19 protein-coding genes are annotated in these 23,992 nt (G+C 46.2%); 13 read left to right on the top strand and 6 right to left on the bottom strand.

Annotated elements, in window-relative coordinates; genetic code table 11:
- Positions 1-72 precede the first annotated feature (72 nt).
- The 6 genes from QMG91_RS11540 to udp all read left to right on the top strand — a co-directional run bounded on the left by QMG91_RS11540 (position 73) and on the right by udp (position 8,531).
- Entirely contained in the window at positions 73-1,578 is a 1,506-nt protein-coding gene (locus QMG91_RS11540; RefSeq protein ID WP_281826594.1) for an MATE family efflux transporter, read from the top strand.
- 95 nt (positions 1,579-1,673) lie between these two features.
- On the top strand, positions 1,674-3,092 hold the full coding sequence (locus tag QMG91_RS11535; protein ID WP_281826592.1) for an SLC13 family permease: 1,419 nt from the start codon (positions 1,674-1,676) through the stop codon (positions 3,090-3,092).
- A 4-nt stretch (positions 3,093-3,096) separates the two neighbouring features.
- Positions 3,097-4,449 (top strand): sensor histidine kinase, encoded by a 1,353-nt coding sequence (locus QMG91_RS11530; protein ID WP_409351239.1) that lies wholly within the window; start codon positions 3,097-3,099, stop codon positions 4,447-4,449.
- Positions 4,436-4,909 carry a response regulator gene (locus tag QMG91_RS11525; protein ID WP_004399238.1) on the top strand — a complete coding sequence of 158 codons (474 nt, stop codon included), beginning with the start codon at positions 4,436-4,438 and terminating at the stop codon, positions 4,907-4,909. The genes QMG91_RS11530 and QMG91_RS11525 overlap by 14 nt, the downstream gene beginning before the upstream one ends.
- A gap of 178 nt (positions 4,910-5,087) precedes the next feature.
- Positions 5,088-7,376 carry a zinc/cadmium/mercury/lead-transporting ATPase gene (locus QMG91_RS11520; protein ID WP_281826591.1) on the top strand — a complete coding sequence of 763 codons (2,289 nt, stop codon included), beginning with the start codon at positions 5,088-5,090 and terminating at the stop codon, positions 7,374-7,376.
- A 396-nt stretch (positions 7,377-7,772) separates the two neighbouring features.
- On the top strand, positions 7,773-8,531 hold the full coding sequence (gene udp, locus QMG91_RS11515; protein ID WP_004399241.1) for a uridine phosphorylase: 759 nt from the start codon (positions 7,773-7,775) through the stop codon (positions 8,529-8,531).
- 75 nt (positions 8,532-8,606) lie between these two features.
- On the opposite strand, the gene QMG91_RS11510 is transcribed toward udp, so the two are convergent.
- Both QMG91_RS11510 and QMG91_RS11505 read right to left on the bottom strand, forming a co-directional pair.
- On the bottom strand, positions 8,607-9,770 hold the full coding sequence (locus QMG91_RS11510; protein WP_022550202.1) for a DUF1887 family protein: 1,164 nt from the start codon (positions 9,768-9,770) through the stop codon (positions 8,607-8,609).
- 233 nt (positions 9,771-10,003) lie between these two features.
- A complete protein-coding gene (locus QMG91_RS11505) occupies positions 10,004-11,995 on the bottom strand; it encodes a methyl-accepting chemotaxis protein (RefSeq protein ID WP_281826588.1) in 1,992 nt (663 codons plus the stop codon).
- Positions 11,996-12,354: 359 nt separating this feature from the next.
- Here QMG91_RS11505 and hinT point away from each other — a divergent pair, with 359 nt between their 5' ends.
- The 6 genes from hinT (at position 12,355) to ycfP (ending at position 16,725) form a co-directional block, all read left to right on the top strand.
- On the top strand, positions 12,355-12,705 hold the full coding sequence (gene hinT, locus QMG91_RS11500; RefSeq protein ID WP_022550204.1) for a purine nucleoside phosphoramidase: 351 nt from the start codon (positions 12,355-12,357) through the stop codon (positions 12,703-12,705).
- A gap of 145 nt (positions 12,706-12,850) precedes the next feature.
- Positions 12,851-14,179, top strand: a complete 1,329-nt coding sequence (locus QMG91_RS11495) for a COG3014 family protein (RefSeq protein ID WP_230690580.1) — start codon at positions 12,851-12,853, stop codon at positions 14,177-14,179.
- Entirely contained in the window at positions 14,179-14,568 is a 390-nt protein-coding gene (locus QMG91_RS11490) for a YcfL family protein (RefSeq protein WP_004401635.1), read from the top strand. Before QMG91_RS11495 ends, QMG91_RS11490 begins: the two co-directional genes overlap by 1 nt.
- Positions 14,569-14,577: 9 nt before the next feature.
- Positions 14,578-15,168: a penicillin-binding protein activator LpoB gene (lpoB, locus tag QMG91_RS11485; RefSeq protein WP_004401636.1), complete on the top strand. Its 591-nt coding sequence runs from the start codon at positions 14,578-14,580 to the stop codon at positions 15,166-15,168.
- 23 nt (positions 15,169-15,191) lie between these two features.
- Positions 15,192-16,049, top strand: a complete 858-nt coding sequence (locus QMG91_RS11480) for a phosphotransferase (RefSeq protein ID WP_281830464.1) — start codon at positions 15,192-15,194, stop codon at positions 16,047-16,049.
- A 112-nt stretch (positions 16,050-16,161) separates the two neighbouring features.
- Positions 16,162-16,725: an alpha/beta hydrolase YcfP gene (ycfP, locus tag QMG91_RS11475; protein WP_004401638.1), complete on the top strand. Its 564-nt coding sequence runs from the start codon at positions 16,162-16,164 to the stop codon at positions 16,723-16,725.
- A gap of 53 nt (positions 16,726-16,778) precedes the next feature.
- Here the strand turns inward: ycfP and QMG91_RS11470 are convergent, their stop codons facing one another.
- The gene (locus tag QMG91_RS11470) at positions 16,779-17,270 is read right to left on the bottom strand and encodes a type IV pilin protein (RefSeq protein WP_281826581.1); all 492 of its coding nucleotides are present in this window, start codon (positions 17,268-17,270) and stop codon (positions 16,779-16,781) included.
- A 486-nt stretch (positions 17,271-17,756) separates the two neighbouring features.
- Between QMG91_RS11470 and QMG91_RS11465 the strand changes: the two genes are divergently transcribed.
- The gene (locus QMG91_RS11465; RefSeq protein WP_022550208.1) at positions 17,757-19,046 is read left to right on the top strand and encodes an NAD(P)/FAD-dependent oxidoreductase; all 1,290 of its coding nucleotides are present in this window, start codon (positions 17,757-17,759) and stop codon (positions 19,044-19,046) included.
- Between the two features lie 69 nt (positions 19,047-19,115).
- Here QMG91_RS11465 and QMG91_RS11460 read toward each other — a convergent pair whose 3' ends face one another.
- The 3 genes from QMG91_RS11460 to mfd all read right to left on the bottom strand — a co-directional run bounded on the left by QMG91_RS11460 (position 19,116) and on the right by mfd (position 23,988).
- The gene (locus QMG91_RS11460) at positions 19,116-19,661 is read right to left on the bottom strand and encodes a GNAT family N-acetyltransferase (protein ID WP_022550209.1); all 546 of its coding nucleotides are present in this window, start codon (positions 19,659-19,661) and stop codon (positions 19,116-19,118) included.
- Between the two features lie 20 nt (positions 19,662-19,681).
- The gene (locus tag QMG91_RS11455; RefSeq protein ID WP_022589466.1) at positions 19,682-20,449 is read right to left on the bottom strand and encodes a peptidoglycan binding protein CsiV; all 768 of its coding nucleotides are present in this window, start codon (positions 20,447-20,449) and stop codon (positions 19,682-19,684) included.
- A gap of 80 nt (positions 20,450-20,529) precedes the next feature.
- On the bottom strand, positions 20,530-23,988 hold the full coding sequence (gene mfd, locus QMG91_RS11450; RefSeq protein WP_281826577.1) for a transcription-repair coupling factor: 3,459 nt from the start codon (positions 23,986-23,988) through the stop codon (positions 20,530-20,532).
- Positions 23,989-23,992: the final 4 nt, after the last annotated feature.

Genomic DNA, 23,992 nt, shown 5'->3' with positions numbered 1-23,992 from the left:
AATTTATTAAGGCGCACATAGCGCCTTTTTTGTTACTGTCTATAAACAAAAATTAAAAACAAAGGTTCTCATATGGCAACAGAAGAAGCCAAATTTGTCACTGGTTCGACTATGAAGCACATCCTGACGATGTCAGGCGCAGGTTCTGTCGGCTTGCTGGCACTGTTTGCGGTCGACTTACTGGACATGTTATTCATCAGTATGTTGGGGCAAGTCGAACTGGCGGCGGCCGTTGGATTTGCCGGAACACTACTGTTCTTTTCCACTTCGGTATCTATTGGTTCTTCTATCGCAATGGGTGCGCTGGTTTCAAAAGCCTTGGGTGCCAAACAGCACGACAAAGCGATTCGTCTTGCCAGTAACACCTTGGTCATCTCATTCGTTATCACTTTGTGTGTCACCCTGTTTATGTATGCCTACCTTGATGAACTTTTGAGTGCGGTAGGTGCGAAAGGGATGGCACTGGAACGTGCAAAAGCCTACCTCGAAATCATACTGCCCAGCAGCCCTTTTCTGGCATTAGCCATGGCAAGTGGTGCTGGATTGAGAGCATCGGGAGATGCCAAGCGTAGCATGTGGGCGACGTTGTCTGGTGGTATTGTGAATGCCATTCTGGACCCGATTTTCATTTTTGGTTTTGGCTGGAATGTAGAAGGCGCGGCCGCAGCATCTGTGGTAGCTAGATTCACTGTTCTATACGTTTCATTTATGCCGCTTCTCAAAGTCCACAAGCTGGTAAAAGTACCGGTACCAAGAGAAGTGCTGGAAGATTTACGTACCATTCTGACCATCGCTTTCCCGGCGGTTATTACCAATACAGCAACCCCAATTGGTAACGCTATTGTTACGGCAAATATTGCTCAATTTGGCGAAGATTTCGTTGCGGGTTTTGCTGTAATTGGGCGGGTTATTCCCGTTGCGTTTGCCGTGATCTTTGCGCTTTCCGGTGCGGTTGGTCCTATCATCGGTCAGAACTACGGTGCCGAAAGAATTGATCGGGTAAAAGATACGCTTAAAAACTCGCTTATCTTTGTCACTATTTATTGTCTGGCGGTCTCGGTGTTGTTGTATCTCGTTCAGGGATACATCATTTCCGGGTTCAGTTTGACGGGCGATGCGCAAATCATGGTTGCGGCATTCTGTACCTTTGTATCCTTAAGCTTTGTGTTTAATGGCGCACTTTTTGTCGCGAACACTTCATTCAATAATCTGGGCAAGCCAGTCTATTCAACCGCATTGAATTTAGGTAAAGCCACTATCGGTACTCTGCCATTCGTCTATCTGGGAGCAGAATGGTTTGGTGCATTAGGTGTGCTGTACGGACAGGCGGTGGGGGCAGTAGTATTCGGTATTATTGGTATCGGTGTTCTGCAGCGCCATGTGCATTCCATGATGGAAACCGAGCAGTCTGAACCCGAGATCGTGCCAAATGAAATCGATCCCGCGACGACAACCGTGAATATGGCACCGTTTTGCAACTGTGATCCGGTAATGATGGAAGAAGTCACAGCTCAAAAGCACGTGTGTGAAATGGCCAGGGCACGGGCTCAGGGGGATCGTCCACTCTCAGAGACTTAGTCTGTTTGCATATTCATTGATCTGACGCCATAAACCGTCTTCCTTATATCGCACATAATGTGTGCGTTCGCAGTATAAGGAAGCACGGTTGTCATATGCGCCAATATAGCAAGTTTCTCATCCCCATCATTGTCCCTTTGATCGTTCTCATCATGCCACTCTCGGCTTTTCCTTTTGAGGGAATGACCATACTGCAACAGCGGGTGGTTGCTATCTTTTTGCTTGCCGCTTTGTGCTGGGTATTGGAGCCAATTCCCATCTATGCCACATCTGTTGTCATTATCGTGTTGGAGTTACTGCTGCTGTCAGATAAAGGTCTGATCTTCTTCCGGCTTGATGTCGGGCAGCCGCATTTCGGGGAGCTTCTAAAATATAGTGACATCATGGCAACCTTTGCCAGCCCCATCATCATGTTGTTTCTGGGCGGTTTTTTTCTGGCGATGGCCGCCACCAAATACCGGCTTGATGTCAACCTGGCCAGAGTGCTTCTCAAGCCATTTGGCTCCAATCCAAAAAATGTGATGCTGGGTTTAATGCTGATTACCGGCGTTTTCTCCATGTTTATGTCCAATACCGCGACTACAGCAATGATGCTTTCGATACTCGCGCCAGTGATTGCCGTGTTTGGTTTGAACGATCCGGGAAGAATCGCCTTCGCACTATCTATACCAGTTGCCGCTAACATAGGTGGAATTGGCACTCCTATTGGAACGCCACCAAACGCCATAGCACTAAAATACCTTTCGGGTGAGAATATGATCTCCTTTGGTGAATGGATGACCTTTGGTGTGCCATTTGTGATTGTTATGATGGCGCTTGCTTGGGTTCTGATAGGAAGGCTTTATCCCGCTGACGAACAGCACATCAATCTCAAAATCAAAGGCAAGTTCCTTAAAACACCCAAAGCCATCACTGTTTACATTGTCTTCGCACTCACCATTTTGCTTTGGTTGATGGGCTCTGCCCACGGTATGAATTCTTATACCGTGGCGTTAATTCCGGTGGCGGTATTTTCGTTAACCGGAATCATAAACAAGGAAGATCTCAAAAAGATTTCCTGGGACGTATTGTGGTTAGTATCGGGGGGTATTGCCCTTGGCTTGGCGCTGGATAAAACCGGCTTGGCAAGTCTGGTGGTGCACAGCATACCTTTCGATTCATTCTCTCCTTATATTGTGTTGCTTGGTGCAGCTTTCTTATGCCTGCTGATGGCTAATTTCATGTCTCACACCGCTACAGCCAACTTACTTATGCCAATCATGGCTGCGTTGGGGACGTCTATGGCAACGCTGTCACCTCTGGGTGGAGAAGTGACGCTGATTCTGGTTGTGACATTCGCAGCTTCTTTGGGGATGTCGCTTCCTATTAGTACGCCTCCTAATGCGCTTGCCCACGCCACCGGAAATGTCGCCACGAACCAGATGGCAAAAGTCGGGGTTATTCTCGGTTTGGTTGGGGTAGTTCTGAGCTTTGTGTTGGTTTGGGTTCTTAACCTGTCTAGTTTTATAGGGTAGCGACATGAATACCAGTGTAGCCAAGGTGATTGAGCATTATTTTTCCAACCCAATGTGCCACTTGGAACTGGATGCTGAAGAAGCACTCCTGACGGAAGGTGAAGAAAACCGGCGTCTTTTTTATGTGGTTTCGGGCGAGCTAGAAGGGTTTGTAAAAGCAGAAAACTCTTCATCGGTAGCCAAAGTATTCAGTGCGTCTGAGGGGGCATTTATTGGAGTCCACAGTTTCTTTTCTGGAGATTTTGTGGCGTCTTCCAGCGTTGTAAGCAAGTCACCAAGCGTACTTGCCTGGATAGATAACGAAACACCTCCCGTGGATGAAGAACGGTTGGGCTCACTGACTCAACAGTTTACCCCTGTAATTCTCAACGAGCTTTCACGGCGTCAGAAGCGCGCCATGCAAGAAGCAATTGAGAAAGAAAAAGTGCTGACTCAGCTCCACACCGCAGAACAGATGACTACTCTTGGGCAACTAGCGGCAGGCATTGCGCATGAACTGAACAATGCAGTTGGGGTACTCAGTAGCAAAACTGAACGTATGCAGGAAGTCATTCTAGCGTTGCTTGAAGAATTACACCCCGGAGCCAGTCAGTTTGTTGATGCTGGTCTTCTGAAAGGACAGACTGCCAGCTCTCAGGAAGTTCGTGCTCGAGCGAAACAAATCAGCAGTGAGTTTGGAATTGAAAAGCAACTGGCGAAAGCATTAGCGAGAGCCGTTTCGCCCTCCGAATTATCAGACGACTGGCTTAAATCGCCTGAAGACGCAGTGAAATACTGGAGCGTAGGACGAGACTTACACGACATGCGAGTGGCAGCAAGGCACTCCGTTAGCATCGTTAAATCGGTGAAGCAGTTGGGACGCTCTGATACCGAAGCCGAAGAATGGGTAGACGTTAACGACACCATTCATAAGTCACTAGCTTTGTTGCAAAGCGATATCCGACGAGTCGATGTAAGATTCAGCCCCGCAAGTACCAGTAAGATAAAAGGCAGTGAAAGTGACTTGGTTCAGGTATGGGCAAACATCATCAAAAATGCCTGCGATGCTCTGTCGTCTACGCCTAATCCCGGTATTGAGATCCTAACCCGAGAGAGCGACAACCACATCAAAGTGACGATTGCCAATAATGGCCCAGAAATAAAAGAAAGCGTTCGCAGGCAAATATTTCAACCCAATTTTACTACCAAGAAGGGTGGGCTTTCGTTCGGTCTTGGGTTGGGGTTATCCATCGTGAAAAGAATGGTTAGCCGCTATCAGGGAAGTGTTGTCGTGAAGAGCGACGACGAAAAAACGGTCTTTCGGATCAAGTTACCTAAATCGACAAACCCAAAGGAGGTTGGTTATGGAAAAAATTAACATCGTGTGTGTGGATGACCAGCGGGAAGTATTGAGTGCGGTGCTGCAAGATCTCGCACCTTTAGAAGAATGGCTGACTATTGAGGACTGCGAGTCGGCAGAAGAAGCACTGGAACTTATCGAAGATTTGGATGCACAAGGTGAGCATATTGCACTGGTTATTTCGGATCATGTTATGCCGGGGCAGTCAGGCGTTGAGCTCTTAACCGAGATTTCTCAGGACCGTCGTTTTACTCATACCAAGAAAGTGCTTCTGACAGGGCAGGCGACACATCAGGATACGATTTCTGCCATCAATCAGGCACGTATTGAAAGTTACTTCGAAAAACCATGGGTTGGGAAAGAACTGGTTGAATGCGCAAGGCGCTTAGTGACTGAATACATTTTTGACGCAGGTCTGGAATACGAATCGTATCAGCTTCAGCTTGATCAACAAATTGTATTCAGTCGTTTGAGGTAATTTTCACAAAAAAGGGTTTTCTCTAAAATTTGCTTGACCTTAGACTCGACTCCAAGGTGTATAGTCAAAATCAAATATTATCTGTGATTCATATGAGAGTGAAATGCACAGGACTTGAATCGGCACAAAAAAACTCAGGTTCCCAGCTTTCATTCCGATACTTATAAGGATAAAGACTATGTGCATCAAACACGAAAGTTGCAAAAGCAAACACACTGGACCAACCCTTTCTATTAGTAGCTGCACACCCATAGCCCCTCTCGAAAGCAATACAGAATCGGGTCATTGTTGTAACAGTGATTCCTGCTCGGGAGGAGGCGAAACAGCTTCGATAGAAGACGAGGGTGAGCGGTCGCCAGGCGGTGACACGCTGTCTGGCAGTTGGAAAATTCTGGGTATGGACTGTCCGTCCTGCGCGCGAAAAGTTGAAAATGCCGTTTCTTCAATCAAGGATGTTTCCCATACCAAGGTGTTGTTTGCCACCGAAAAACTGGTTGTGCAATACCAAGAGGCGGCCACCTTACCTCTCATCGAACAAGCGGTACGAAAAGCCGGGTTTCAGTTTGAACAACCAAAAAAACAGGTCGAATCCAAGACCACTGAAAACCGAATGCTGACATTTTTGAAAGCGAATCTGAACATCATTTCGCTTTCCGCTGCGATGGCAATTTCCGCCATTATCAATCAAGTGTCTCCTCAAGTTGGTGCTTGGATGTTCACCTTTGTGTGCATTGCAGGCTTGTATCCTGTTGCCAAAAAAGCCATTCAGCTGGCGAAAAGCGGCACTCCGTTTGCTATTGAAACTCTGATGAGTGTGGCAGCGCTTGGCGCGCTTTATCTGGGTGAAACCATTGAAGCCGCAATGGTTCTTTTACTGTTTCTATTAGGAGAGAGGCTGGAAGCGTACGCGGCATCAAGGGCTCGAAGCGGTGTTCAGTCTTTAATGGCTTTGGTGCCTGAAAATACCATTCGCATTGAAAACGGTATTCGGGTTGAAGTCGCTGCGTCTGAACTCAGTGTTGGTGACATAATTGAAGTCGCTCCAGGGGACAGATTACCGGCAGACGGTAAGCTTGTTGATACCAATGCAAGTTTTGATGAAAGCGCACTCACTGGGGAGTCGGTTCCTGTCGGGCGAGATATTGGTGATCAGGTAATGGCTGGATCGGTGGTGGTCGATAAAGTTGTGCGACTGTCCATTACTTCTGAGCAAGGTGAGAATGCCATCGATCGAATTCTTCATCTGATTGAAGAGGCGGAATCTCGCAAAGCTCCTTTGGAGCGATTCTTAGACAAGTTCAGTCGCTGGTACACGCCATTAATGATGGTGGTATCTCTGCTGGTGATCATTACCCCGCCATTATTTTTTGAACAACCTTGGGAGACTTGGGTATATCGTGGTCTGGCACTTTTACTGATTGCTTGTCCGTGTGCTTTGGTGATATCCACACCCGCGGCGATCACGTCTGGGTTAGCGACTGCGGCAAAACGTGGTGCGTTGATCAAAGGCGGAGCTGCTTTAGAGCAGCTAGGAAAAATTGAAGCAGTAGCGTTTGATAAAACCGGTACTCTGACGTTGGGTAAGCCGCAGGTCACAGACGTTAAACCAGTCAATGAGTTGGATACAAATACATTGCTGACATTGGCTGCTGCTATAGAAGTAGGCTCGTCTCATCCACTGGCAAAGTCTCTGGTTCAGAAGGCAGAATCCTCCGGTTTGGTACTGCCTGAGGCGAAAAACAAACAGGCACAGATCGGAAGTGGTATTTCTGGTGAGGTAGACGGCAAGCCCGTTATCTTGATTTCACCTTCTAAGTTTCAGGGTCAGGTCTCGTCTGACCTGAAGACTGAAATCGAATCGCTGGAATCGCGCGGTAAAACGGTGGTGCTAGTGTCTGTTTCCGGTGCATTGGAAGGCCTGATTGCCTGGCAGGATACGCTGAGAGACGATGCCGCTCCAGCAATAGAAAAGCTTAAAAAGCTCGGAATTGATTCCGTTATGCTTACAGGAGACAACTCACTTGCAGCGAAAGAAATGGCGAGCAAAGTCGCCATGGATTTCAAAGCCAGCTTGTTACCCGCAGATAAGGTAAGTTACGTCAATGAACTTGCCCAGCATAAGCATGTAGCAATGGTGGGAGATGGCATCAATGATGCTCCAGCGATGAAAGCCGCTTCGGTAGGTATTGCAATGGGTGGTGGGACAGACGTCGCACTCGAAACTGCCGATGCTGCTCTAACCCACAGCCGGTTAGAAGAGTTGCCTGCAATGATAGAGCTTTCCAAAGCAACGCTGAGAAATATCCAGCAAAACGTTGCGTTAGCATTGGGGTTAAAAGGCGTCTTTTTGTTTACAAGTCTGTTTGGTATTACCGGGCTATGGGTGGCGGTTCTAGCCGATAGCGGTGCTACTGCGCTGGTAACATTAAATGCGCTTCGCCTGCTAAGGTTTACACCTAAGGACTGATGACTGACATTAGCTTTTCGAATTTTAAGCCTTGCTAAGTAGCAAGGCTTTTCTTATTTTGCTGAAGTGAAGGGCAATACTTCTGAAGCGTTGATGGTAAATTAGCCACAAAGTTGCACTTTTGTGTGATGCAAATCGATTTCCTTTGAAAATCAATGTTAACACTTAAACGATATCGTGAATCTGATCACTAATTGTTTGGGGTTTGTTCGATAGAGTAAACGGGTACCCATTAATCAATCAAATACCCCAACACTTTTTTCTGCAAGCTGAGCTCAACTGACCTCGGCTTGTTATCCTTTTTTCTGAAAAAGGTGAAAATATAAATGAAGGTGTAAAAGCCTTATATAATTTACTGGGGTGAAAGAGAACAAATCGACAACCAAGGAGTCCTTTATGTCTCAAGCTGTTTTTCACTTAGGTGTTACCCAAGAAGATCTTGCTGGTGCTACTTTAGCAATCATTCCCGGAGACCCGGCACGTGTACAGAAGATTGCTGAAGAAATGGATAACCCAGAGTTTTTGGCAAGCCACCGAGAATACACGCTTTACAAAGCTGAGCTGGATGGTAAACCGGTTGTCGTTTGTTCCACTGGTATCGGTGGTCCATCTACCTCAATCGCGGTGGAAGAGCTGGCTCAACTTGGCGTAACAACATTCTTGCGAGTAGGTACTACTGGTGCTATCCAACCTCACGTAAATGTGGGCGACATGATTGTGACTACCGGTTCTGTTCGTCTGGATGGTGCGAGCCTACACTTTGCTCCTATGGAATTCCCAGCTGTTGCCGACTTTGATATCGCAACCGCAATGAAAGACGCGGTTCTGGAAGAAGGCGCTACGGTTCACACTGGTATTACTGCATCAAGTGATACCTTCTACCCAGGTCAGGAACGCTACGATACGTTTTCAGGTCGTGTTGTAAGACGCTTCCAGGGCTCAATGAAAGAGTGGCAAGACATGGGTGTGCTGAACTTTGAAATGGAATCTGCCACACTCCTGACTATGTGTGCAAGTTCGGGTCTGAAAGCAGGATGTGTTGCTGGGGTTATCATTAACCGTACACAAAAAGAAATTCCTGATCATGCCACGCTGAAAGAAACGGAAGCTCGCTCCATTAAAGTGGTGGTCGAAGCTGCACGTAAAATGCTGTAAGGCTTTGATATAAAGTTTAGATAGAGAAAAGGGCATCAGATGATGCCCTTTTTCATGCTTAAATCTCACTCAAAATTAATCGAGCTCTTCGTGACCGCCAGCGTCTTTAAACCAAGCGGTTAAGTTGGCTTTCAGATCTTTCAACTCTTCGGGACCGATCAGTGCCAGACCTAGATCCTCTGCGCGAGTGATGTCGTTGTGACGAAGAGGACGGAAACTAACAAGCATAGCGCGCGCCTGAAGCCCTCCTAGGAGGTCGCGTAACGATTCCAGTTTGTATAACGTATCGTCGCCATCGTCTCTCATACCCTTGGTTTTACACTCAATGATATGCAGTTTGTTATTGACGACGGTCGCTACGTCCAGTTCATTACGTACTTCTTTTTCACCCAATTGGCGATAAACCTGAACATTCAGAGAACGGTCCTGAATGGTTGGGAGTTCGTCTTGAATTTGTTTTACGGTGCTATGCACTAAGTTTTCAAGCCATTCACCATTAGAGAAGCGTCTTGCGTCTTCGTTGGCAAACGTCAGAATTCCTTTCTCATAGGTCGCGAGCTCTGTTTCAACCAGATCCGAAATCAACATATCCAGCTCTTTGTAGCTTTGCTGTTTTTCAGTCAGAGCGACATCCAGTTTCTGTTCTTTACGACACGTGGTTGCCAGGTAGTTTAATGTCGCTAGACCTGGACCTAATTCCAGAGCATTTCCCGCCCAGCGCTCGCCAAGTTGGTAAAGTTTTTGATCCAGTTGTTCGGGCAGTTCCTGCTCAGTGAATTCACTGCGCGCGCCAAATATGGTCAGGTAATCTTCAATCTTAATATGGTCTTCAACCTGAGCGTCTTCACGACCATCAGGGTATAGCCAGCAAAGCTTGTCACTAAATGGCTCAACAACAAAAATTGGCCAGTGATAAGTACGGAAAACCTCGTAGACAGAAAGTAATCGGTGTCTCAAGCCACAACTGGCGTTGAGTTTGACATCAACATTTCTGGTTTTGAGGTCTTCGGCGAGGATTTGAATGGACTCTTTGATTTTTGATGTGTTCACGACGCTGGGAATTTCGTAGAACTCCGACGTAATGCCACGCAGTTGTAATACAGAGTACAGTCGTTGATACATTGGCTCCTGATGTTTGTCACCAATGAAAACGATATGGGTGCTGATCGTTCGGTTGTCCAAAAGCGGTGTCACCAAGCGCACCGGGTCTTGGTCAATAATACCTACATGTACGGCCATTTCATGTCCTCAATAAAGTGGCCTGCTGGAGAATGAGAGGGTAAACCCAAGTATTAGATTTCATGGGTATAAAAGTCAGCAAGCAATTAAGTTATGGGGATGCTCGTTTTAAATAACAAGAGCAATGAGTTGCACTTGTACGGTATTTTTTTGCTTTAAAAATTAAACAAGTGGTGAGCGGGTGTAACAGAAAGTAAGAAGCTCGCGTTTGCGAGCTTCTATTAGGATGGGAATTACAGTTTGAATCGATGAACAATGTCGCCCTGTTGAGATGACAGTCGACTGAGATCCTGGCTGACGGAAGCGATTTCAGACATGGCTTCATAGCTTTGATTAGCAATGCTATTAATGTCGTTCAGGCTTCTTGCGATACTGGTGGTGGTTGACTGCTGCTCAGCCGCTGCCTGAGAAATGTGATTACTCATATGGCTGATTTCCAGAATAAGTGCCTGAATCTCTTCCATCGCGCTATTCGCGTCAGACGCCTGTGCCACAGATTGTTCCATGTCGGTCATGCAGCTCTTAATGACTTGGCTTGCAGCGTGCGAACTGGTTTGCAGGTTGCTGATCATGCTTTCAATTTCGCTGGTGGAGTGCGTTGTCTTTTGGGCAAGTACACGAACTTCATCGGCAACCACCGCAAAACCACGCCCTTGCTCACCAGCTCGCGCAGCCTCGATAGCAGCATTCAGTGCCAGAAGGTTGGTCTGCTCCGCAATATTGCGAATCACGTCCAGAATGGAGCCAATTTCACTGCTCATTTTCTGAAGCTGAGAAACAGCGTCAACCGATTCGTTCAAGCGGCTTTCCAGTTGATTGATGGTAGAAATGTTGGCATTCATGACTTTTCTGCCAGACTCTGAAGCCGTTTCTACCTGATGAACCATATCAGATGAGCTTTGTGCACTTTGAGCAACCTCGGTCACCGAGTGCTCCATTTCGGTCATAGCGGTAGCGACACCTGCGGTTTGTTCACGCTGAGCGTTCAACTGTTCTTGTGCGCCGACTGAAGTTTTACGGTTGGTATTCGCAACTTCGGTGAGTTCGTCTGCTGCATCGTTCAACTCCTGCAATATGTCATGCAGGCTGTCGGCTAGGGTGTTGATATGGCGGCTGACACGGCTAAATTCATTGTTATAGCGGATATCAATTCTTTTCGTCATATCTCCGGCTGTTAGAGCTTCAAGCGTGGCAAGAATACGCGTCAAGGGCTCCCTTACACTGTGAGCAACATGATAACCAATACCCAATGCAATGGCGCAGACCACAATCCCAATCCCAATGGCTTTGACGTATCCTTCTTCATAAACCACCCCTGCTTCTTCAAGTGAGACATTGAGCTGAGCAGAAGCGGTGTCATTAAAGGAGCCCAATATAGACATGGACTCATCTACCTTGACTGCAAGGCTGGCGATATTGTCGTACAGCTTTTGACGGGCAACCAGATACGTATAGTGTTGATCCAATACGCCACCGGCTTTACCAACGTCGCGAGTAAACTGCTTAACGGATTCATCGAACACTTCCTTTAACGCTGGAAGCTGGTTGACCAGTCCTCGGTAGGCATAGTTGAGGTGCGTTACCGCCTTTTTATTTTTGTTGACTGCGGCTTTTACAAACTCGGTGTCGCTGCTTGCTAACGCGTCGGAAGTGACGGTTTGAGAGTCTTTTAACTTGTCGAAATAGCTGCCAGCCATCACTTTGACGGCAATTTTATCTTGCTTGTCGACGTACTCTTTCATGCGAACACTGAGCTCTGTGTGCAACCTTTGGAAGTTGCGAGAAGATTTTTGTACGTCCTCCTGAGCAGAAAACATGGCAGCGTAGTTGTCCATTGCCTCCAGAGCTTCGGAAAAATACTGTGCTTCCATCTGACGTAAGTCTTCAATTTTTGGTGCAATTTCAGGAATATTGCGGCTCGCATTCTCTAACGCATTCAAAGCATCCTGAAAACTGTTTTGAGCTTCAATAAACGCTGTTTTGGAGCTCTCCATGCGCTCTTGGTTTTGTGTGGTTAAAAAGTCTTTAAACGCTTTGTCAGCAGAGAGCAGCCGAACGCTGGTTTGGTTAGACATGGACACTAAAGGTAAAGACGTGTTGGTTACCGTCTCGAAGTTGGTGTGTATTTTTTCCATTCCTCCCATCATGATGGTGATGGTTGCAATGAATAGCACTACGATGAGCGCAAAGCCCGCATACATGCGCCGTATGACTGATCCCTTCATACGTTTCTCTCCCAGATCAAAAAAGCTCAAAAGTGCCGGACCTTGTGATGGTCGTTCCAATACAAAGTAACGGCTGAGCCAAAAAATAAATTAAATCAAAGCCCTTATTTTACGGCGTGTCTCAAAGTTTTACTTTGACCAGCTTTAAACTTTCCTGACGTAGTACGGTCACAAAAGGTATCTAGTTAACAGTTTTATTATTACGTTATCTTGTATATTGATATGGTTATGTACAGTGTTTTTTATTGTCTTCTTAAACGGGTTCAGCCATACTATTGGTTCTATATCAAAAAGATATTCGCGATATATCAATGAGCACAGGCTCATTTTTACGGTCAATCACTCAGGAGCTCAAGACCATGGCTGAAGAAACCATTTTCACAAAGATTATCAATCGAGAAATTCCAGCAGATATCGTATTTCAGGACGAGCTAGTTACAGCCTTTCGCGACATCAACCCTCGAGCTCCCAAGCATATCCTTATTATTCCAAATAAACTGATCCCGACTGCTAACCATGTTGAAGCTGAAGATGAAGCCATGATGGGACGAATGTTTACAGCGGCTCGCAAAATTGCAGAAGAAGAGGGCATTGCAGAAGACGGATACCGTTTGATCGTGAACTGTAATGCACACGGTGGACAAGAGGTTTACCACATTCACATGCATCTGGTTGGTGGTCAGCCGCTTGGTCCTATGCTTATCAGCTGATTAATATCAGTTTGGTAGAATCGGAAATCATCAGAAAAAGAATAATTAAACGTTAGAGGCAAGAGTGTTTTTTGCTCGAAAATCATTACCCGTCCGCAGTTTCTTTATAGCTGGTACAAGCGCGTTATTAAGTGCATGTGCCACTATGTCTGCAGGCAATCTATTCAGTCACTACAGTGCTCAGACACAAGAGGCGTATTTTGCTGTCCGTAACGGTAACTACGCCGAGGCTCAGGAAAAGCTCAACACGGAGATTGCAGGTCCGATTCTGGACAACATGGAAAAAGGGCGCGTTTCTCTGCTGAATCAGGACTACGCTCAAAGCATGTCTTACCTTAAGGTGAGCGACAACGCAGTCAAAGTGCTGAATGACAGAGCAACCATCTCTCTCAGCGAAACTGCGAACACCGTTGGCGCGCTCGCGACTAACGACAACATGACGACCTATGAACCCGCCGACTACGAGCTGGGCTTCCTACACTTATACCTTGGTCTGAACTATCTGCAAAAAAATGATCTGTCTGGTGCATTGGTTGAAATGCGTCGTGCAAACCAAGTTCAGGAGCAGGCAAAGAAGCGTCGGCAGTCTGAGCTGGAGTCGGCGCAAGTTTCCGCCGAGCGAGAAGGGGTGTCACCAAACATTGCGGCAATCATGGCGAATTACCCAGACGCTGGTGACAAACTTAAAGCCGTTCAGAATGGATACCTACTTTATCTTTCAGCACTTCTTTACGAGACCGACAGCGACCTCAATAGCGCCTACATTGACTACAAACGAGCTCTGGCAGTCATGCCTGACAATAAGGAAGTGATTGATGCGGTATTGCGTGTTGGTCATAAGCTTGGAATGCGTCAGGATCTGAAAACCTTTGAAGCGCGTTATGGGAAGTACAAGAAGCCATCGAAAAGCAAAGGTCGCGTCATTGTTCTGGATGAGCAAAGAGTTGTGAAGGCAATGGATTCATTTAACTATTCCTTGCCTGTCTACAACTCTAAAGAAAATCTGACATCAATTTACAGTATTGCGTTACCTTATTACCCGAATACAGAAACCTATCCATCGCCATCTTTGATGTTAAACGGTACGGCGTTGAACCGTTCCGAATTGGTAGATGTGAATCTGATGGCGCAAAACAATTTAAGTGAACGCATGCCGGGTATTATTATCCGACAGGCATTAAGAGTGGTTGCCAAAGATCAGCTTCGAAGAGAGGCGACAAAAGGTGACGACGTAGGAAACGCACTATTCAGTATCTGGAATGCCTTAACTGAACAAGCTGACACTCGTAGCTGGCAAACGTTGCCTGCAGAAGTATTTAGCAGCAGTAAGCAGGTGAACCCAGGGGAACATACCCTTGTTGTTAACGGTCAAAACTATACTTTCAATGTTAAAGCCGGACAAACCACGTTGGTGTGGGTTTCTCGACAAGGGACTGGATCGTCAGTATGGCATAAACAATTAGGGGCTATCTAATGAAAAAGTTATGGATTGTACTATTGTCCGCCGCCGTTTTCGGCTGTGCTCAGACACCCACTGCGGGGCTTAGCATTGATGGACAATCTCAACGAGTTATCATGAACGACAACATTTTAGGTGGTCGTTTGGATATCGAAAATATCGATACTGACCTAGTCAATGGGCATGCTCGAGGTATTGTTAGCCTGGCTAGTAAATACAAAAGCGATCAGCATGTTCAGTACCGTTTCTATTGGTACGATGACAAGGGCTTAGAAGTAAACAGTAAACCGGGTCCTTGGCGTAAGGTCATCATTCGTGGTTTCGAGACCATTTCGGTATCCGAAGTGTCTGTGAACCCTAATGCGACTCAATACCGTGTTCAAATTCGCCAAGCTAATAACTAAGGAAACATTATGAAAAAAAGTGCTATCGCCTTACTTGGTTTAGCCGCAATTCTGGGTGGTTGTTCTAATCAGGTGTCTTACGGTGACGCTCAGGCTGTAGAAACAACCACCATCGATTTTGGTTCTACCGACTTGCAAACCATTGCGGGTCAGATGGTAGACAGTATGTTGATGTCTGGGTCTGTTGCTGCAATCACTCGTGACAGCCGTCCGATTGTGTTTGTTGAGAGCATCAAGAACAAAACCAGTGAGCACATTGATACGGAATCCATCACAGATTCCATCAGCACGAAAATGCTGAATTCAGGCAAGTTCCGTTTTGTTGATATGGACCGCGTTGAAGCTGTTCGCGACCAACTGAATTTCCAAAACAACGATGAGCTTGTTAATCAGAGCAGCGCTATCCAGTTCGGTAAAATGGTGGGTGCTCAATACATGCTCTATGGTAACCTTGCGAGCATCGTTAAAAACGCAGGCAGCGATCAGGACGTATACTACAAAATGACTATGCGTCTGATGGATCTGGAAACCGGTCTGATCGAATGGGCTGACGAAACTGAAATTCGTAAGCAAAAATCTAAGAGTTTCTTAGGTCTGTAAAGGAGTAGCGCTAAGTGGCAAAAATGGGATGGCAAGAAGCGCTTCAGCTTGATAATTCCTTGAATTCACTTAGCGATTATTTCGATTCACCGCCTGAGCAGATGGAACTTCTGTCAGGCGGTCTCAGTAACCGTTGCTGGAAAATCTCACAGGATGAATGCCATTACGTTTGGCGACCAGTATCTAAAAGCACACTTTCCTTTGGCATTTCACGTGCGAATGAATTCCATCTTCTGAATGCACTGAATAACTACTCATTTTCACCCGGTCCTGTCCTTCTTAATGAGAGTGGACTACTGGTTAAGTGGATTGAGGGAGAACCTGTTCAGGATCAGATCTCACAAGATGAATTGCTCCACATTCTTGCGTCAGTCCACAAAGTTAAAATCAACGACAAGCCTATCCAGAAGCTACTTTTTTCTGAGAAAGTAGACCATTATTGGATGCAGATTAAGCCGGAATTCAAAACCGAGTCTCTCGAAAAGTTATACAAAAAGCACCGTGAGCCACTTTATCTGGCAGAGACGGATAGAACACTTTGTCACTTTGATTTAGGTGCTTATAACTTGATCCGTACAGACCAAGGGTTGGGTGTGATTGACTGGGAATACTCTGCGATTGGCGACCCAAGAATGGATCTGGCAATGACCATCGAGGTATCTGGTTTGAACCCGGAAGTTGCGGTCGCCATGTATTGTCAGTTCCGAGGAATTGGGTTTGATGCAATGGAAGAATGGCAAGAGGGGGTGAAAGGCTGGTTGCCAAAAATTCGTCTCTTAGGTTTGCTTTGGTATCTTCTGGGTCATCAGCTCTGGGGAACAAGCCTTTACAAGGAAAGAGCAGAGGAACTGCAAGATCAGCTTATGAAAATACGCTCTTAAAATGCTAGTGCGATCACTTTCCCCAACATTCCTGAAACCTCACCTCTTTAAAACCCTAGTCTTCGTGGTAGATTGAAGTAATAACAAAAGCATTGGTACCGCGGGAGGTCCCATGATCATTTATTTGCACGGTTTTGATTCCACCAGCCCAGGAAATCATGAAAAAGTGCTTCAGCTTCAGTTTATCGATGATGATGTGCGATTTATTAACTACAGCACATTGCATCCCAAACACGACATGCAACATCTGCTCAAAGAAGTCCATAAAACCATGGAGTTTTCAAACGATCCTAACCCGATAATCTGTGGGGTAGGGCTTGGTGGTTATTGGTCTGAACGTATCGGGTTTCTGTGTGGCATTAAGCAAGTCATTTTTAACCCTAATCTCCACCCAGAAGAGAATATGCAAGGTCGAATTGACCGACCTGAAGAGTACGAAGACATTGCCACAAAATGCGTTGAGAAGTTCAGAGATAAGAATCGTGATAATTGTTTAGTTGTGCTGTCGAGAGAAGACGAAATTCGCGACAATCAACTGTCTGCTGATGAGCTTTCCCCATACTATCGCATCATCTGGGATGAGACACAGACTCACAAGTTCAAGAAGATTTCTCAACACCTGCAAGCAATGAAAGTGTTTAAAGAGATACCGCCAGCTCACGACTTGCAATCATAAACAGACCCTAATGCCACTTTTTGAAAGTGGCATTTTTTTGGGGTCACATATTTTTATGTGTTATCACCCTTGCAGCTTTCAGAAGCGTATTCAATCAGACCCAGCTTGTTGTTTCTCACATCCAGAAAGCAACCTTTAGCTCGAATACTGTCGACATTGTCATCCTTTCCGCCAAAATGGAACAGCACACCTTTTTGACCATTGAGATCACCTCGCGGCACATAATCTGTCATGGTTATCCCTGTATCAATCGCGTTGATTAAGTTGTCTGAAGAAGTAATGAGGTTGCCGTGGGTCAGCTTTACTTCTTTTCCCTCTATGGTGATCGAACTTTCAGGCAGATTGTGAAGACTTTCAGTTAGCGCCACCCCTCTTGCAAAGGTGTTTGCACTTCTTACCGCACTACCAGCACTCTCAATAATACTGGTCTTAGATTTGTCTACCACGTCCACATATCTTGGGGTCGCGAACGAAGCGAGCACCCCTAAAATGGCAATTACAACAATCATTTCTAAAAGGGTAAAACCGCTCTGTGTTTTCTTCATTTCTTGGTCTGTTCTTTAATCGAGCATTAAGTTAGTAAGACGTAAAATGGTAGGCATTGAAGAAGAGTCACTCAATATGAAAGCTTGGTAACCGTTAAACGAAATCAACCATACATAAAACAGAATTGAATGGTAAGGACGTGAAATACCGCAGAAAGAAATTGATGGGTTCGAATGGTGCAAAATCTCGTCAGTTAGTCGGGAAACCAGTGATTTCTTACAAACTTAAGTTGCCAAGATGATATGGGTCTTTATAAATGCTTTTTGAAGATATTTTTGATAAATATCAAAAAAATTTGAGAGCAAGAAGATAACTTGCCCAAGTATTATGTGCTAGAGCACACTTTGATCCTATCCGTGATTGTATAAAAAGGGTCCCCTTCACTTCGTTGATATGAGGCTTTTAAAAAGCACATAAGAATTCAATGCTTTGGCTTTGCATAAAAGCGAGAGCAAATATTTTTCATATTACATAGGAGTGTCGTTGTGACGCGTATTATTGTTGTTGGCGGTGGCGCAGGCGGACTTGAACTTGCGACCAAGCTAGGACGAACTTTAGGTCGAAAAGGACGTGCAAACGTAACCTTAGTTGACCGTAAAGCCAGCCATTTATGGAAACCTCTTCTGCATGAAGTGGCAACCGGCTCTCTCGATGAGGGTGTGGATGCTCTAAGCTATCGTGCTCATGCAAAAAACCACCACTTTGATTTTCAAATGGGCAGCCTCAAAGACATTGACCGTGAGCGCAAAGTCATTTACCTGAGTGAACTGCGTGATGAGCAAGATGAGCTTTTGATGCCAGAGCGTGAACTGGAATACGACATTCTGGTGATGGCGATCGGCTCAACGTCCAACGACTTCAATACACCAGGTGTTCGCGACAACTGTATCTTCCTTGATAGCCCTGAACAGGCACACCGCTTCCGTACTGAAATGAACAACGAATTCCTGAAGCTGCACGCAAAAAGCGGTCAGGGCTCTGTAGACATTGCTATTGTCGGTGCTGGTGCAACGGGTGTTGAGCTTTCTGCTGAGCTTCACAACGCAGTGAAAGAATTGCGCACCTACGGTTTCGGCGATCTAGACTCAAGCAAACTGAACGTTAACCTGATTGAAGCGGGTGAACGAATTCTTCCTGCACTTCCTCCTCGTATTTCTGCAGCAGCGCATCAAGAGCTGACAAAGCTAGGTGTAAACGTTCGTACTGCGACTATGGTGACGCAAGCCGATGAAGACGGTTTGACAACCAAAGATGGCGAGCGAATCAAAGCGCAAATCATGGTTTGGGCAGCAGGCATCAAAGCTCCGGACTTTATTAAAGACATCGCTGGGCTGGAAACTAACCGCATCAATCAGCTTGTTGTTAAAGATACGCTGCAAACGACGCGCGACGATGACATCTTTGTCATTGGCGACCTAGCACAATGTACTCAGGCAGACGGTAAGTTTGTTCCGCCTCGTGCTCAAGCTGCACACCAGATGGCGAGTCAGGCATTCTCTAACATTGTGGCAAAAATCAATGGTCGCGATCTAAAGCCATACATCTACAAGGATCACGGTTCTTTGGTTTCGCTAAGCCGTTTCTCCACAGTAGGTAGCCTGATGGGTAACCTGACCAAAGGTTCAATGATGGTTGAAGGTCGCATCGCTCGTGTTGTGTACATTTCACTGTATCGTATGCACCAGATGGCGCTTCACGGTGTGATCAAAACGGGTTTGATGATGCTGGTAGGGCGTATTAACCGAGTGTTGCGTCCAAACCTGAAACTGCACTAAGAAGAAACATCCAAACAAAGAAAAGGGCTCATATGAGCCCTTTCGTTTATCTGGATTCTAATCAGGTGTCTATTCAGGTATTACGGAATAGACAATACCATCTTTTGGCTTTCCGTGGTGAATGAATCGGTTACGAGCCAACCCTTCACACACGGCACCGCATTTTTCAGCAATCTTATGACTGGCAAAATTTTCTGGGTCACAGACAATTTCCAACCGCGTAAGTTTTATTTTGCTGAAACAGCATTCGATGAGCGCGTCTAACGCTTCTGTACCGTAGCCTTTCTTTTGGTGAGCATCCGATATCCAATACCCCAAACTGCCCATATTGAATGACAAATAACGTTCTGTGAGAGCGACCATTCCAAGAAATTCATTGGTTTCCCGACTAAAGATGCCAAAGCCATACGCAAGCCCTTTTAGCCAGTTTAGGCGGTTGGCGATCAGAAAATCATAACCGTCTTCGGTTGAAAATTCGCTGTCACACCAATCGAGCCATTGATGCAGAGAAGGGGAGTTTTTAATTGCTTGAGTGAACGACCCGACTTCTTCATTTTTAATCAGTCGAAGTTCGAGCCGTTTGGTGATGATGCAGAAATCTGGAGCAAAATGCATATAGGTGATATTGCTCAGATTTAACTTTGAACTCGACGAACTTGAATGATCATTCCCATTAGTGGGTGATCAAGGTAATGAGTTTCACTGCTTCGCATACGACGTTTCTGATCCATACGGTAAGACTTAAGGAATTCTTCCACCTGAAGTGTTGGAGAAACGGACTCAAGATTACCAACCTGAATAGTGTCGTCACCTTCCGTATCCGCCAAGTCTAAAGACTTCTCTTCAAAGGTAATGTCTCTGACACTCGGCTTTTTCAAATCCAGTTTTACATCGGCAAAGAGGTAGTGCTGCACATAAACCTGAAGTTTGCCTTCCAGTTCGTAATTTGGCTTGTAGGTGGTTTCTTCAGTGATACCGTCACCTAAATCCGCCACTAGCTGATTTTCAGCGCGTGCTCTGCCTGTTTCATCAAACTGCTTCGAGTAGTCTTTACCAGCATTAATTCGAAACACTGGGGCACTGTGGCTACCACGGTCACCTTGTCTCCATGCAACATGCATAAGCGGTGTAAACGCAGCGTGTTTTTTTAATGCGTTGTACTGGGCATTCAACTGGTAGCTAGAGCGTGGTAGTAATGCAGCTCCTTTTAGTCTCATACCCTCAGAGTCCTGGAAAGAGAACGTACGTTCCAGATTAATTTCTGGGTTTTGATTTGGCCAGGATTCGTTAATGGTTTCAGGATCCACTGCTCGCTTGAAGAAAATGACTTCTATATCAAACTGTCGGGCTGCCAGTGATTCAAATGAAAACAGGCATAGCAGTAAGGGGATCAGTTTTTTCATTGTTGCTCCGTATAGAAAGAGCGGCGACTCACCGCTCTTTTGCTTAAAACACGCGTCCGGTAAGCGTACCAAATTCCTGATTAACTTGGCAGGCGATTCTCTGCAAACTGTTGAAGTAAGTCGTTAATAAAACGCACTCTTTCCCGACGATCGGTTAATGGTAGCGCAAACTTCAACTTGGTTGGACCTTCCATGCCATATTTTTGCGGCGCCGATTGCAGCAATTTAACAAGAAACGCAGGGTTTATGTCAGCGGTAGGATAAAATTCTATAAATCCTCCTTTAGCATGTGCCTCGATTTTCTTGATATGCATGGTCCCGGCTTTTTGTTTGACCTCGCTGACCGCTAGTAAATTCTTAGCGGCATCAGGTAAGGTTCCAAAGCGATCAATAAGTTCCACTTTCATTTCTGCCAGTTCGTTTTCATTGCTGACGCTGGCAATGCGCTTGTACATAGAAAGACGCGTATTGATGTCTGGAATATAGTCGTCAGGGAGCAGAGCAGGCAATCTAAGCTCAACTTCGGTCTGGTCACGAAGCAGTTCATCGAGAGACGGCTCTTTCCCTTCTTTCAACGCTTCAACTGCTTGTTCTAGCATTTCCATGTAGAGCGTAAAGCCAACAGACTGAATCTGACCACTTTGCTCATCACCTAGTAATTCACCTGCACCACGAATTTCCAGATCGTGAGTTGCCAGCGTGAAGCCAGCCCCCAGATCTTCCAGTGATGCAATCGCATCTAAACGTTTGATGGCGTCTTTAGTCATCGCTTTCGGGTGAGGTGTTAACAGGTAAGCGTATGCCTGATGATGAGAACGACCCACACGCCCACGTAACTGATGTAACTGAGCCAGACCAAGGTTGTCGGCTCTGTCCATAATGATGGTATTGGCGGTCGGGACATCAATGCCTGTTTCGATAATCGTGGTACACACCAGCAGGTTGAAACGTTGATGGTAGAAGTCGTTCATGATGCGCTCAAGCTCTCGCTCGCGCATTTGACCATGTGCCACTGTTACACGGGCTTCCGGGATCAGTTTTTCCAGATCCGCTGCCACTTTTTCAATGGTTTCAACCTGATTATGTAGGAAGTAAACCTGTCCACCACGCATGATTTCACGGAGCACCGCTTCACGGGTGACGCTGTCTTCGCTCTGACGAACAAAGGTTTTGATGGCTAAACGCCTTGCTGGAGGAGTCGCAATGATCGACAAATCACGCATTCCACTCATTGCCATATTCAGGGTTCGAGGAATCGGGGTGGCGGTAAGAGTGAGGATATCCACATCCGCACGCATGGCTTTCACTTTTTCTTTCTGACGAACGCCAAATCGGTGTTCCTCGTCTACGATGAGCAGACCAAGATCTTTGAATTTGATGTCATTCTGAAGCAGTTTGTGCGTTCCGATGATGATGTCGACTTTGCCTTCTTCCACATCCGCCAGAATTTGCTTCTGTTCTTTTGCCGATTTAAATCGAGAAAGAACCTCAACCCGAATCGGTAAGTTGGCAAAGCGATCTCGAAAGTTTTCAAAGTGCTGCTGGGCCAGTAGGGTGGTGGGAACCAGAACTGCGACCTGTTTGCTGTTGTCAGTGGCAACAAACGCGGCACGCATTGCCACTTCTGTTTTACCAAAGCCCACATCACCACAAACCAGTCGGTCCATTGCTTTTGGCTGACACATGTCTGAAAGCACCGCGTTGATCGCCGTGGCTTGATCATCGGTTTCTTCAAAAGGAAAGGTAGATTTAAATGTCGCGTACTCTTCTCGGTCCAGTTTGAATTTAAAACCAGGTTTGAGTTCGCGTTTGGCGTAAACATCGAGCAGCTCGGCTGCGACGTCACGGACTTTTTCTGCGGCTCTGCGTCTTGCTTTTGCCCAAGCTTCACCACCGAGTTTGTGCAGTGGTGCGCTGTCTTCTGCGCCTCCGGAATAGCGACTGATAAGGTTCAGTGAAGAAACGGGCACATAAAGTTTGGCACCATCCTGATATTCCAAGGTCACGTATTCGGTGGGCATTCCACCTGCTTCTAATGTTTGAAGACCAGTGTATCGCCCAATACCATGATCAAGGTGAACGACTGGCTGACCGGGTTTTAGCTCGGCCAGATGACGAATCACCGTATCCGAATTAACGGCTTTTCGATCTTTTTTACGTCTTTGAATCACCCGATCGCCGAGCAAGTCGCTCTCACAGATCAGTGCTATTTGGGATGGTTCGTAAATAAAACCATGCTCCGCCGCGCCAAGAATCAGATTGATCTTTGTATCGGCAGCGAGAGCATCATTCAAACTCGTGCACTCTACAGGTTTGAGTTTGATTCGCTGGAGTAACTCTAATAACGCTTCTCGGCGACCTTGTGATTCAACGGAGAATACGATTTTCCCGCTGAACTGCTCTACAAACTGCCTCAATGCTGCCATTGGCTCTTTGTTCTGATGCTGAACATGCAAATCTGGCAGAGCATCAATCTTTTCGTTACTTCTTCCGCCTTTATTAGCAACTTCTTCTGCGCTTAACAGGCTTTGTGGGAGCGATTTGAAGTGTGAAAAGAGTTCGTCCTTCTTGAGCCACAGAAGTTCAGGCTCAAGTAGCGGGCGCAGTGGATCAACCTTGCGTTGGTCGAATCGGTAATCAACGTCGCCAAGGAAAGTGTCGATGGCATTTTCTAAATTGCCAACAGAGATGAGCAACGTGTTATCAGGCAGATAGTCGAACAAGGTTTCTGTGTGCTCGAAGAAAAGAGGCTGCCAGTATTCAATACCTGCCGGCCAGGTTCCTTTGCTGATCTGCATATAGATGGATTCGGGTTCGCGTCTTGCTTCGAACTTTTGTCTCCAACGTCCGCGGAAGTCTTCAATCGCCTGATCTGTTGTTGGAAACTCGTGAGCAGGAAGCAGACGAATTTCCGGAATGTCGTCGATGGAACGCTGATTTTCAGGGTCGAAAGTGCGGATGCTGTCAATTTCATCATCAAAGAAATCGATACGATAAGGATCGCTGCTGCCCATCGGGTACAAATCAATGATGGAACCCCGACTGGCGTATTCACCCGGTCCGAACACTTGATCAACGTGTCGATAGCCCGACTTCTCCAGTTGCAGACGAAGTGCTTCCAGTGAATAGCGGTCTCCGTTTTTAACCATCAGTGTATGCTGCATCAAAAAGTCACGTGGTGACTGACGCTGGAGCAAGGTGCTCACCGGTATCACAGTAATGCCGCTACTTTGAGTTGGCAGCTGATACAGTGTCGAAATTCGATCAGATATGATGTCCTGATGAGGAGAAAAGTTATCGTAAGGCAGAGTTTCCCAATCTGGGAACATATGAACGGGTTGTTGGGTAAACTGTTCGACTTCAGCCGTAAGCTTGAGCGCAAGCTGAGGATCGGGGACAACAAGGAGTGTGTGCCCACTGTGTTGCTCAGACAACTGAGCAATGGCAACAGATAAAGCCGAGCCTTTTAGATTACCGACGTGCTTTTTATCTCCCGCGCCGCCAGGCAGCGCCAGAGAAAGAAGATGTGAATTAGGCATAACG

The sequence above is a fragment of the Vibrio nigripulchritudo genome, assembly GCF_027924785.1.
GTDB classification, from domain to species: Bacteria; Pseudomonadota; Gammaproteobacteria; order Enterobacterales; family Vibrionaceae; genus Vibrio; species Vibrio nigripulchritudo.
Note: the sequence above shows the minus strand (reverse complement) of the source record. Positions and strands in the feature narration are given on the sequence as shown.